We start from the raw sequence: 12,169 nt of genomic DNA on the forward strand, positions 1-12,169 counted from the left end.
CCTAGCTATTGTTTAGCTGGTGCAATCTCGTAGCCAGCGGGCGGCTCCGCGCCCAGCAGGTGCCGCACGAAGTAGTCCCAGCGACGCCGCGTGACGTACATGCCGACCTCGCCGCTGCCGTAGCCGTGGCGCGCTTCGGGCAGCAGCAGCAGATCGAAATCCTTGTTCGCCTCGATCAGCGCCTGCACCACGAGCAGGGTGTTGGCGGGCGGCACGTTGTCGTCGAGCATGCCGTGGATCAGCAGCAGGTGGCCCTGGAGCCTGGCGGCGTGGTTCTGGTTGGCCTGGTCGTCGTAGTTGCTCGACCCGTCCTTGGCGATGACCGGCAGGCCCTGCCACTTTTCCGCCCAGTCGTCCTCGTAGCTGCGGTTGTCGTGGTTGCCGCTCTCGGCGATGCCGACCTTGAACAGCTCCGGGTAGCGGAACATCGCGCCGGCGGCGGCGTTGCCGCCGCCGGAGTGGCCCCAGATGCCGGCGCGGTCGAGATCGATCCAGGAATAGCGTTCGGCCAGCTGCTGCATGCCGGTGACCTGGTCGGGCAGCGTGTTGTCGCCGATGTCGCCGAAGTAGGCGTCGTGGAAGGCCTTCGAGCGCCACGGCGTGCCCATGCCGTCGATCGCGACGACGATGAAGCCGAGCTCGGCCAGCGCCTGGTTGTCGCCGTGTGAGGCAAGGAAGCTGCGGCTGCGCACCGAGCCGACCTGCGGGCCGGGGTAGACGTAATTGATGATCGGATACTTCTTCGACGGGTCGAAGTCCGTGGGCTTGAACATCAAACCGTACAGGTCGGTCCTGCCGTCGCGCGCCTTGACCGTGAACGGCTCCGGCGCCACCCAGCCAGCCGCGCGCAGCCGCGAGATGTCGCCGCGCGCGACTTCGCGCACCAGCGTGCCGTCGGCAGCATTGCGCAGCAGCGTCACCGGCGCGGCCCCGGTGGTGGAGTAGGTGTCGACGAAGTACATGCCGCCGGGCGACAGCGTCACCTTGTGGTCAGCGTCTTCGGGCGTGAGCAGCACCGGTTCGCCGCTGTCCAGCGACACCTTGTAGAAATGCTGGTAGTACGGATTGCGGCCGCCCTCCATGCCAACGCCGCGGAACCACGCCGTGCGCGTGTCGGGATCCACGCGCAGCACTTCGGTGACGTTGCCGGCGCCGCTGGTCACCGCGTGCTTGAGCCTGCCGCTGGTCGCGTCGTACAGGTACAGGTTGCCCCAGTTGTCACGCTCGCTGAACCAGAGGATCTCGTCCGACTGCGGCAGGTAGCGCCAGTTGACCGCGCCGTTGCCGCTTTCGAAGTACGTGTTCACCTTCTCGCCGAACACCGTGCGCACCGCGCCGGTCTCCGCGTTGGCGATGCGCAGCCAGGTCTCCTGGTGATCGCGCGAGGTGGAGGCGAAGGCGAGGGTCTTCCCGTCCGGCGCCCACTGCACGTCCTCCCAGCCGCCGCTGCAGCTGACGTCGTCGCACAGCGTCGAACGATGCTGGTCGGGCGGCATGTCCAGCCGCACCACCTTGCGCGCCGGCACGTCGATGATGACGCGCTCGATCATGGTGACGTGTTCGTCGCCGACGAACGGGTACTTCCAGCGCTCGACCTTCGGCGCGCCGACGTTGGTGTGCACCAGGACCATCTCGCTGGTCCTGCGCTGGTCCTGCCGGAACGTGGCGATCCTGCTCGAGTCCGGCGACCACACCAGGATCGCGTCGTCGGTGTGCTTCCAGCCGGCGTTGTCGGTGGCGTAGCCGTAGTCGGTGCTGCCGTCGCTGGTCAGCTGCGTTTCCGCGCCGGTGGCGAGGTCGCGGATCCACAGGTTCCAGTCGCGTACGAACGCCTCGTGCAGGCCGTCCGGCGAACGCACGCCGGGTTCGCCGGTCTTCTCCGAGCAGGCGCCGCTGGCGGATAGATCGCAGCGGTACACCTTGCCGAACGCGCCCAGGGTGACCCTGCCGTCGTCGTCGATCGACCAGCGACTGAGCGGCAGCTTCTCCGCCTTCACCGTCTTGCCACTGGCCTTGCCCAGCGCGCGCGCGAGCTTGACGTGGTCGAAGGCCGGCACCACGCCGCCGCTGGTGGCATCCACGCGCAGGAAGCGATCGCCATCGACGTCGTGGTCGCGGTAGCCGAACTGGCGGTCGTCGAGCCAGGCCAGCAGCGTCGGCACGTGGTCCACGAGCGGCGCGGTGTTGTGCGGCAGGAACTTCTCCGCGCGGGCGTAGTCGCCTGCATCCACCACCGGCGCCTGCGCGCGGGCAGGTGCCGTTGCGAGCATTCCCAGGGCCAGGCATCCGGCCACCGCCACCATCCGCGCGTTGCGCGCGCCGCCCCCGATCATCGAATGCATGCCACCGTCCGGTTCAATAGGGCGCATTGCCGCGAGCGCGCCGTCGCACCCATGCTACCGCGCCGCGACGTGACTTGCGGCCGATTGCCGGCGCCCGGCGCGCGGCGTAGGGTCGCGCAGACATTCCACGGATCGACGCCATGAAACCTCTCGTTCTCGCCATCGCACTCGCGCTTGCCATGCCCATCGCCGCCTCCGCGCAGGCGCCCGTCCCACAGGCAACGACAGCGGCGCCGGCCACGCCGGCGTGGGTGCAGAAGAGCAATGGCGACGCGCAGGTCCTGATCGCCGCGCAGGCGCAGTTCCAGCCGGAGGGCTTCTCGTTCTTCGGCATCCCCGGCTACGACGACAAGGTGTCGGACCTCGGACCCGACAACGGCAAGCGCTTCCGCGCGGCGATGGCCGAGGCGAAGTCGGCATTGCAGGCCAAGCTGCAGGCCGAGCGCGATCCCAACGTGCGCCAGGACCTGCAGATCATGATCCACGCCGCCGACGAGAGCGTCGCCGGCAGCGCGCTCAACGAACGCCTGCTCCTGCCGTGGGCCGACGTGCCGCAGCTGGTGTTCTCGGGCATGCAGGGCCTGCTCTCCGACCAGACGCCGCCCGAGCGCCGCGCGCGCGCGCTGGATCGGCTCAAGGCCTATGTCGGCATGGCCCCGGGCACCACGCCGGTCACCGATCTGGCAAAGGCGCGCTACACCGAACGCGCCGGCGACAAGGCGCTGCTGCGGCCGACAAAGCTGGAGGTCGAGCAGGCGCTGGGCAACGTCGACACCTACATCGCCGGCATCGGCAAGCTGTTCGCGAAGTACGACATCCAGGGTGCGCAACCCGCGCTCGATGCCATGGCCAGGCAGCTGAAGGATTACCAGGCCTGGGCGCGCACGACGGTGCTGCCCGAGGCGCGCACCGACGCAAGGCTGCCGCCGGAGCTGTACGCCTTCCAGCTCAAGCAGTACGGCATCGACATCGACCCGCAGCTGCTGATCGACCGCGCCCAGGTCGAATTCATGGAAACCCGCGCCGCGATGGCCCAGCTCGCGCCGCTGGTGGCCAAGGCCAAAGGGTTGCACGGCATCGAGGACGGCGACTACATCGGTGTGATCCGCGCGCTGAAGAAGGACACGATCCCCAACGACCGGCTCGAGGCGCGCTACCGCACCGTCATCGATGCGATCGACCCGATCATCCGTGACCGCGGCATCGTCGACGTGCCGAAGCGGCCGATGGTGATGCGCCTGGGCAGCGAAGCCGAGTCGGCCTCGCAGCCGGCGCCGCACTTCCTGCCGGCGCCGCTGGTGGGCAACACCGGGCAGCAGGGCCAGTTCGTGCTGCCGGTGTCGGTGCCGAACCCGGACGGCTCGGCGCTGCAGTACGACGATTTCAACTTCGAATCCGCGGCGTGGACGCTCTCGGCGCACGAAGGCCGGCCGGGCCACGAGCTGCAGTTCACCGCGATGGTCGAACGCGGCATTTCGCTGGCGCGTACGCTGTTCGCGTTCAACTCGGTCAACGTCGAGGGCTGGGCGCTGTACGCCGAGGCCGAGATGGTCCCGTACGAGCCGCTCGACGGGCAGATGATCGCGCTGCAGCTGCGCCTGCTGCGTGGCGCCCGCGCGGTGCTCGATCCGATGCTCAACCTCGGCCTGATCGACCGCGAAGGCGCGCGCCGGGTGCTCGAAGACGAGGTCGGCGTGTCGCCGGCGATGGCCAAGCAGAAGCTCGACCGCTACATGTTCAACGCGCCCGGACAGGCCGGCAGCTACTTCTACGGCTACAGCCGCATCCTGCAGCTGCGCATGGACACCGAACTGGCGCTGGGCGCCAAATTCAGCCGCCTGGAGTTCAACAATTTCCTGCTCGACCAGGGCCTGCTGCCGCCGGACCTGTTGGCCAAGGCGGTAGAGGAAGAATTCATCCCCGCGCACAAATAGCGCGGGACGAACCTGTAGGAGCGGCTTCAGCCGCGAGCGCTGCTCTGGCCCCTCCCCCTGCGACGGCAGGGGGAGGCTGGGAGGGGGTGGTCACGGCTCGACCTGATTCCGGAAGACACCCTCCCCGCTCCCTGCCTTCGCACGGGAGCAAGCAAGCCCTCGCGGCTGAAGCCGCTCCCACAAGGGACACTGGACGCTCAGAACGGCAGCTGCAACTCTGGATCCACCGCCAGCAGCTGCTCGCGGAAGACCTGCTGGATGCGCTCGAGCGCTCCGGCCGAATCACCGTCGAAACGCAGCACCAGCACCGGCGTGGTGTTGGACGCGCGCACCAGCCCCCAGCCGTCGGGCCAGTCGACGCGCAGGCCGTCGATGGTCGACAGCCGCGCGTCGTCGAAGTGCGACTGCGCGACGAAGCGTTCGACGAACGCGTGTGGATCGCCATGGGGCGCGTCGACCTTGATCTCCGGCGTCGACACGCCGTTCGGCAATTCCTTCAGCACCTCGTCCGGTGTGCGCGGATCGGTGGCGAGGATTTCCAGCAGGCGAGCGGCGGCATAGATGCCGTCGTCGAACCCGTACCAGCGCTCGCCGAAGAAGAAGTGGCCGCTCATCTCGCCGGCCAGCTCCGCCTCGGTCTCGCGCATCTTGGCCTTGACCAGCGAATGCCCGGTCTTCCACATCAGCGGGCTGCCACCGTGGCGCAGGATGTGGCCGGGCAGGCGCCCGGTGCACTTGACGTCGAACAGGATCACCGCCCCGGGGTTGCGCTCGAGCACGTCGGCGGCGAACAGCATCAGCAGCCGGTCGGCGAAGATGTTGTCGCCGTCGCGCGTCACCACGCCGAGACGGTCGCCGTCGCCGTCGAAGGCGATGCCGAGGTCGGCGTCGAAGCGCGCGACCGTGTCGATCAGGTCCTTGAGGTTGCCTGGCTCGCTCGGATCGGGGTGGTGGTTGGGGAAGCTGCCGTCGATCTCGCAGAACAGCGGGATGACTTCCGCGCCGATCGCCTCGAGCACGCGAGGTCCTACCTCGCCGGCCACGCCGTTGCCGGCGTCGACCACCACCTTCAGCGGGCGCGCGATCTGCACGTCCTCGGCGATGCGCTGCACGTAGTCGTCTGCGATGTCGCGCTCGCTGTAGCCGCCGGGCGCAGGCGACTCGAACATGCGGTCGTCCGCGATCCGCGCGTGAAGGTCGGCGATCGCGTCGCCGTGCAGGGTCTCGCCGCCGACCACGATCTTGAAGCCGTTGTAGTCGGGCGGATTGTGGCTGCCGGTCACCGAGATGCAGCAGCCGGTGTTGAGGTGGTAGGCGCCGAAATAGACCACCGGCGTCGGCGCCATGCCGATGTCGATCACGTTGCGGCCGGCCTTGCGCAGGCCCCGCGCGAGGCCTTCGACCAGGTCCGGCCCGGACAGCCGGCCGTCGCGGCCGACGACGATATCGTCCAGCCCCTGCTCCCGCATCAGCGAACCGACCGACTGGCCGATCAGCTCGGCGACGCCCGCGTCGAGCGTCTGGCCGATCACGCCGCGGATGTCGTAGGCACGGAAGATCCCGCTGTCGATGCGCACCGGCGCGCGCCTCGGCGCGTCGCGCACCACCACCGGCGCCGGCGCCTGGCCTTCGGGCGGGCCGTCGACCAGCACCTGCGACAGGGTCGGCGCGCTGCCGTCGTCCACCCGCTGCAGCCCGCCGATCCGGCTGGGCAGGCGCCACAGCACATATCCCAGCAGCGCCAGCACCAGGGCGCCGATGAACGAGCCCAGCACGCCGAGGCCAAACGGGCTGATCACGGCGGTCGGCACCGCGGCGGCGATGCGCAGCCCGGTGCCGCGGACAGGCACGGCCAGGCGCTCGGCGCCCTGCGACAGCGACGCGTCGCCGCGCTCGAACAGGGTATGGCTACCCTGACGCAAGGCCAGGTAGCTGTCGTCGGAGAGGTTCGCGCTTTCCAGCCCCCGGGTGGCGCGGACCAGCGGCAGGCGCACGAAGGCGATGCCCGTCACCACGCCGTCCACTTCGGCCGGCGCTGCCAGCGCGATCGCAGGCTTGCCATGGTCGCGGATCGCCCACAGCACCGGCTTGCCCTCGGTCATCGCCGCTTCGGCCGCCGCGACCCGGCCGAAGCCGCTTTTCGGCAGGCCGGCGTAGGCGTCCTGCAGGTCGGGCGGCAGCACCGTCGCCGCCTCGATGCCCTTCCAGTCCGCGCCGAGCGCGGTGCCCGCCGCCGCCAGGTCGCCGGCCCGCAGCGCCGATTGCACCGGCGCCGACGCCAGGCGCTGCGCGAGCGTGTCCAGGTCGCCCTGGAGCACGCGCTGCACGGACTGGGCGGCCAGGTCGCGAGCCTCTTCGAGATCCGCGCGGCGACCGTCGTCCTGGATCTGCCGCCAGCCGCTCCAGGCCAGCCACAGCGCCAACAGCGCCAGGATGCCGCCCATGATCGGCAGGTACGGTCGCGCCTGCGCCAGGGCAACGCGCAGCTTGCCCGGTTCGTGTTCGTCATGCATGGCCTGCCCCCCGACTGCCATCGTTCAGCGCGAACCGGTGTGGCCGAAGCCACCCGCCCCACGCTCGCTCTGGGTGAAAGTATCCACTACTTGCAGCGCCGCGCGCACGATCGGCAGCACCACCAGCTGCGCGATGCGATCGCCGGGCGCGATCGTGTAGGCCGCCTGTCCGCGATTCCACACGCTGATCATCAGCGGCCCCTGGTAGTCGGCATCGATCAGGCCGGTGCCGTTGCCGAGCACGATGCCGTGCTTGTGGCCGAGCCCGGAGCGCGGCAGCACCATCGCGCACAGGCCCGGATCGTCGATGTGGATCGCCAGGCCAGTGGGCACCAGCGCCACATCGCCGGGCTGCAGCACCAGCGCGTCGTCGAGCGCCGCGCGCAGGTCAAGCCCGGCGCTGGCCTCGGTCGCGTAGGCCGGCAGCGGCCAGTCGCCGCCCATGCGCGGATCGAGAATCTTCAGCTGCAGCGTGTGTTGCATCGGCGGTCCTGTTCGCCGCGCGCGGCGGGCGGCGTGGAAGAGCGGGAGTGGCGGCGCGGCCTGCGAGGGTAACGCAAGCGCCCGCCACGTCGCGTCGCTGGCGCCAAGCCGGCGCCGCGGGTCAACCCGCGTGGTCGGCAGCGAGCCGCCCGGCCACCAGGTCCAGCAGCTGGTCGGCCAGTTCGGTCTTCGGCGCGGGTCCGAGCACGCGTTCGCCGCCGTGCCAGTAGACCGCCAGCGCATTGTCGTCGCCCTCGAAGCCGCTGCCCGCGACCCCGACCCGGTTGGCGGCGATCAGGTCGAGCTTTTTCTTCGCCAGCTTGCCGCGGGCGTTGGCCTCGACGTCGTCGGTCTCGGCCGCGAATCCCACCACCAGCCGCGGCCGCGAATCGTGACCGGCAACGTCGGCGAGGATGTCGCGCGTGCGCACCAGTTCGAGCGTGAGCCCGTCATCGCCATCGCGCTTCTTGATTTTCGACGTCGCCGTGCGGCCCGGGGTGAAGTCGGCCACCGCGGCCGCGCCGATGTAGACGTCGGCCGGCAGCTGGTCAAGGACGGCGTGGTGCATCTGCGCGGCCGACCGCACGTCGATGCGCTGCACGCCATCGGGCGTGGCCAGCGCGACCGGTCCGGCGACCAGCACGACCTGCGCGCCGCGCCGCGCCGCCGCGGCGGCGATCGCGAATCCCATCTTGCCGCTGCTGCGGTTGCCGATGTAACGCACCGGATCGAGATCCTCGTAGGTCGGCCCCGCGCTGACCACGACGCGCAGCCCCGCCAGTGCGGCGGCGGCGCTCATGGGCGCCAGGCTGCGGCCAGCTCCGCGACGATCGCCGCGGGTTCGCGCAGGCGGCCGGGGCCGGATTCGCCCTCGGCCAACGGGCCGTCGTCGGGCCCGATGACCTGCACGTCGCGCGCACGCAGCGTGGCGATGTTGGCCTGCGTGGCCGGATGCAGCCACATGCGATGGTTCATCGCCGGCGCGACCGCGATCGGCGCGGTGGTGGCCAGGCACAGGGTGGTGACCAGGTCGTCGGCGAAACCGTGCGCGAGCTTGGCCAGAGTGTTGGCGGTCGCCGGCGCAACGACGATGTGGTGCGCCCAGCGCGCCAGTTCGATATGGCCCATCGCCGCCTCGGCCGCGGCGTCCCAGAGGCTGGTGCGGACCGGCAGCCCGGACACGGCCTGGAAGGTGGCGGTGCCGACGAAGTGCTGCGCGTTCTCGGTCATCGCCACCTGCACCGTGGCGCCCGCGTCGCGCAGCCCCCGGACCAGTTCGGCCGCCTTGTAGGCGGCGATGCCGCCGCACACGCACAGCAGGATCCTGCGTTCCCGGAGCTTGTCGCCGGCCTCGGCCATGTCAGGCAATCCCTACACGCAAACGAGCCGCCAGCTTACCCGAACCGATGTGCGGCCCCGACTGCGCCAAGCCGCGCCTCAGGTTGCAATGACGCATCGCCGGCGGCTGCGACGGGGGCGTGCTTTCCACTCCTTTGCCACGCATCCGCAGCAGTCCCGGCGAACCACCTCACAGGATCCCGCGATGCACATCCGCGACTGGCCCGCCGGCGAACGCCCCCGCGAGAAGCTGCTCAAGCGCGGCGCGGTGGTGCTGTCGGACGCCGAACTGCTGGCGATCTTCCTCGGCTCCGGGCTGCGCGGCCTGGATGCGGTCGCCACCGCGCGCCAGCTGCTGGCCGAACACGGTCCGCTGCGCCGCCTGCTCGAACACGCACCGGGGGATCTGGCCAGGCTCCCCGGGCTCGGGCCCGCGCGCGCCAGCCAGCTGTCGGCGGCGCTGGAACTGTGCAACCGCTACCTCGCCGCCGGGCTGGAACGCGGCGAAGCCCTGACCGATCCCTCGGCCGCCGGGCGCTATTTCGCCCAGCGCCTGCGCGGCCAGCCCAGCGAGATCTTCGCCGCCCTGTTCCTCGACACCCGCCACCGCGCGCTGGCGTTCGAGGAGCTGTTCCGCGGCACGGTCGACGGCGCCGAAGTGCATCCGCGCGAAGTCGTGCGCCGGGCGCTGGCACACAACGCGGCGGCGATCATCGTCGGCCACAACCATCCCAGCGGCAGCGCCGAGCCCAGCGCCGCCGACCGCGCGGTCACCGCACGTCTCAAGCAGTCGCTGGCGCTGGTCGACGTGCGGCTGCTGGACCATTTCGTGATCGGCGACGGCGCGCCCGTGTCGCTCGCGGCGCGCGGCTGGGTGTGACGGATCGCCCCAGATCCTGCCTGCATCGACGGGAATCGGCGACCGCTGGAGCGGCACGGAGCCGCGATCGGCTGCCCGCGGGCTTGCGCCGCCAGCGCGGGCCGCAAAGCATCCGGCCACGGCCGCGCTCGCCACGCGTCCCGTGCCGCATTCACGCATCCGCCTGCTCCGCCAGCGCCAGCGCGCCGCTCACGTACAATGCGGGGCCGTTGATCCGCGACACCCCGTCCCCGTGAAATCCCAGCTCCGCGCCCTGATTGCACAGGGCATCGATGCCCTCCGCGCCGCCGGAACCCTGCCCGCCGACCTCTCCGTGCCCGACTTCGTGGTCGAGCGCCCCAAGGACCGCAGCCACGGCGACTTCTCGACCAATGCCGCGATGCTGCTGGCCAAGCCGGCGCGCAGCAATCCGCGCGCGCTGGCGCAGGCCTTGGTCGACGCACTACCGGCCAGCGACGATATCGCCGCGGTCGAGATCGCCGGCCCGGGATTTTTGAACTTCCGCCTCGCCGCGGGCGCCTGGCAGCGCCAGCTGCGCGCGCTGCATGCGCGCGGCCGCGCCTACGGCCGCAACGACAGCGGCGCCGGGCGCACGGCCGGCGTCGAGTACGTCTCGGCCAACCCGACCGGTCCGCTGCACGTCGGCCACGGCCGCGCGGCGGTGATCGGCGACTGCATCGCGCGCGTGCTCGACGCCAACGGCTGGAACGTGAAGCGCGAGTTCTACTACAACGACGCCGGCGTGCAGATCGAGAACCTCGCCAGATCCGTGCAGGCCCGCGCGAAGGGGCTGACGCCCGACGACGCCGGCTGGCCCGAGGACGGCTACCGCGGCGACTACATCGCCGACGTCGCCCGCGCGTTCCTTGACCGCGCCAGCGTCGAGGTCGAGGGCCAGGTGGTGTCCGGCAACGGTGACGCCGACGATTTCGATGCGATCCGCCGCTTCGCCGTGGCCTGGCTGCGCAACGAGCAGAACGGCGACCTGGCCGCGTTCGGGGTGGCGTTCGACGTCTATTTCCTGGAATCGTCGCTGTATGCCGATGGCAAGGTCGAGGAGACCGTGCGCGGCCTCGTCGCCCACGGCCACACCTACGAGGACGGCGGCGCGCTGTGGCTGCGCACCACCGATTTCGGCGACGACAAGGACCGCGTGATGCGCAAGTCCGACGGCACCTACACGTACTTCGTGCCCGACGTCGCCTATCACCTCTCCAAATGGCAGCGCGGCTACGAGCGCGCGATCACCGAGCTGGGCGCCGACCACCACGGCTCGCTGGCGCGGGTGAAGGCCGGGCTGCAGGCGCTCGATGCCGGGATCCCGGCCGGTTATCCGGAGTACGTGCTGCACCAGATGGTCACGGTGATGCGCGGCGGCGAGGAAGTGAAACTGTCCAAGCGCGCGGGCAGCTACCTGACCCTGCGCGACCTGATCGAGGAAGCCGGGCGCGATGCCACCCGCTGGTTCCTGCTCGCGCGTCGGCCAGACTCGCAGTTGGTGTTCGACATCGACCTGGCCCGCAGCCAGTCGCTCGACAACCCGGTCTACTACGTGCAGCTGTCGCATGCGCGCATCTGCGGCCTGCTGCGGCAGATGGACGAGCGCGGCCTGGCCTTCGACCTCGACAACGGCCTGGCGCAGCCGATCGATCCGGGCGATACCGCCTGCCACGGCCTGCTCACCGACCTGTCGCGTTGGCCGGAGGTGCTGGCCACGGCCGGCGAACAGCTCGAACCGCACCTGGTGACGACCTACCTGCTCGAACTGGCGCAGGCGTTCCAGACGTACTACAACAACCACCAGTTCCTGGTCGACGACGCCGACGTGCGCGACGCGCGCCTGGCGCTGGCCCTGGCGGTGCGCCAGGTACTGGCCAACGGCATGGAACTCATCGGCGTGAATGCACCGGAGAAGATGTAAGTGGCAGCAAGACGCGGCAAGTCGCAGGCGCGACGCAACTCGGGCAACTCGGGCGGGCTGCCGGGCTGGGCGTGGCTGATCCTCGGCATCGTGATCGCACTGGTCGCGGTGCTGGCGCTGCCGCGGGTGTTCAAGTCCGGCGGCAGCGACGGCTTCATCCTGCCGCGCCCGAACCCGGACGCGCAGCCGTCCTCGTCCAGCAGCGCCGGCGACGATGCCGACCTGCCGGCGCCGGTCGCGAGCGCGCCCAGGGCGGGCGCCAAGGACGCCGGCGACGAGGAGCGGGAGTACGACTTCTACACCGTGCTGCCGGGCCAGGAAGTGGCGATGTCAGACGCCGAACTCGCCGCCAGCGCCCGCGCCGAGGCTGCACGCAAGCAGCAGCTCGCGCAGCAGCAGGCCGCCGCGGCCGCGGCGTCCGAAGACGCGGCCACGCCGGCGACGGCCATTCCGGCATCGCCCACCCCGACCACGCCTGCGCCAGCAGCCACCGCCGCGCCGACGGCAGCGACGTCCGACAACCAGGCGCCGTACATCCTCCAGGCGGGCGCCTTCGGCGCGTCAGGCGACGCCGAGGCGGTCAAGGCGCGGATCGCCCTGCTTGGCCTCAACGCCCGCGTCGAGTCGGCCGCGCTCGACGGCAAGACCGTCTATCGCGTGCGCATGGGCCCCTACGGCACCGCCACCGAACTGGCTGCGGCCAAGGCCAAGCTCGCCAACGGCGGCCTGCCGGCGATGGCGATCAAGGTGAAATGAAC

General features: G+C 70.7%; 7 protein-coding genes and 1 pseudogene. 4 read left to right on the plus strand and 4 right to left on the minus strand.

Annotated elements, in window-relative coordinates:
- Positions 1 to 5 precede the first annotated feature (5 nt).
- Positions 6 to 2,342, minus strand: coding sequence for a S9 family peptidase (locus ACFOM9_RS09755; protein ID WP_386709636.1), 2,337 nt, complete (start codon positions 2,340 to 2,342; stop codon positions 6 to 8).
- Positions 2,343 to 2,482: 140 nt separating this feature from the next.
- On the opposite strand from ACFOM9_RS09755, the gene ACFOM9_RS09760 reads away from it, so the two are divergent.
- The gene (locus tag ACFOM9_RS09760) at positions 2,483 to 4,276 is read left to right on the plus strand and encodes a DUF885 domain-containing protein (protein WP_386709639.1); all 1,794 of its coding nucleotides are present in this window, start codon (positions 2,483 to 2,485) and stop codon (positions 4,274 to 4,276) included.
- A gap of 197 nt (positions 4,277 to 4,473) precedes the next feature.
- On the opposite strand, the gene ACFOM9_RS09765 is transcribed toward ACFOM9_RS09760, so the two are convergent.
- The 3 genes and pseudogenes from ACFOM9_RS09765 to coaBC form a co-directional block, all read right to left on the minus strand.
- Complete coding sequence (locus ACFOM9_RS09765) at positions 4,474 to 6,789, minus strand: phosphomannomutase/phosphoglucomutase (protein ID WP_449284266.1); 2,316 nt, start codon at positions 6,787 to 6,789, stop codon at positions 4,474 to 4,476.
- A 24-nt stretch (positions 6,790 to 6,813) separates the two neighbouring features.
- Positions 6,814 to 7,272, minus strand: coding sequence for a dUTP diphosphatase (gene dut / locus ACFOM9_RS09770; RefSeq protein WP_386709642.1), 459 nt, complete (start codon positions 7,270 to 7,272; stop codon positions 6,814 to 6,816).
- Between the two features lie 121 nt (positions 7,273 to 7,393).
- Positions 7,394 to 8,631, minus strand: a pseudogene (coaBC, locus tag ACFOM9_RS09775) (bifunctional phosphopantothenoylcysteine decarboxylase/phosphopantothenate--cysteine ligase CoaBC).
- A 184-nt stretch (positions 8,632 to 8,815) separates the two neighbouring features.
- On the opposite strand from coaBC, the gene radC reads away from it, so the two are divergent.
- The 3 genes from radC (at position 8,816) to ACFOM9_RS09790 (ending at position 12,167) form a co-directional block, all read left to right on the plus strand.
- Positions 8,816 to 9,490, plus strand: a complete 675-nt coding sequence (gene radC / locus ACFOM9_RS09780; protein ID WP_386709645.1) for a RadC family protein — start codon at positions 8,816 to 8,818, stop codon at positions 9,488 to 9,490.
- A 232-nt stretch (positions 9,491 to 9,722) separates the two neighbouring features.
- Positions 9,723 to 11,411, plus strand: a complete 1,689-nt coding sequence (gene argS, locus ACFOM9_RS09785) for an arginine--tRNA ligase (RefSeq protein WP_386709648.1) — start codon at positions 9,723 to 9,725, stop codon at positions 11,409 to 11,411.
- The gene (locus ACFOM9_RS09790; protein WP_386709651.1) at positions 11,412 to 12,167 is read left to right on the plus strand and encodes an SPOR domain-containing protein; all 756 of its coding nucleotides are present in this window, start codon (positions 11,412 to 11,414) and stop codon (positions 12,165 to 12,167) included. It abuts the gene before it with no gap.
- The last annotated feature ends 2 nt before the right edge of the window (positions 12,168 to 12,169 follow it).

The organism is Luteimonas notoginsengisoli (assembly GCF_042648885.1).
GTDB lineage: Bacteria > Pseudomonadota > Gammaproteobacteria > Xanthomonadales > Xanthomonadaceae > Luteimonas > Luteimonas notoginsengisoli.

What these genes read in the sequence shown, in the direction of transcription:
- radC (WP_386709645.1), top strand. Translation starts at nt 8,816, where the DNA reads ATGCACATCCGCGACTGGCCCGCCGGCGAACGCCCCCGCGAGAAGCTG.
- ACFOM9_RS09755 (WP_386709636.1), bottom strand. Translation starts at nt 2,342, where the DNA reads ATGCATTCGATGATCGGGGGCGGCGCGCGCAACGCGCGGATGGTGGCG.
- dut (WP_386709642.1), bottom strand. Translation starts at nt 7,272, where the DNA reads ATGCAACACACGCTGCAGCTGAAGATTCTCGATCCGCGCATGGGCGGC.
- ACFOM9_RS09765 (WP_449284266.1), bottom strand. Translation starts at nt 6,789, where the DNA reads ATGCATGACGAACACGAACCGGGCAAGCTGCGCGTTGCCCTGGCGCAG.
- ACFOM9_RS09760 (WP_386709639.1), top strand. Translation starts at nt 2,483, where the DNA reads ATGAAACCTCTCGTTCTCGCCATCGCACTCGCGCTTGCCATGCCCATC.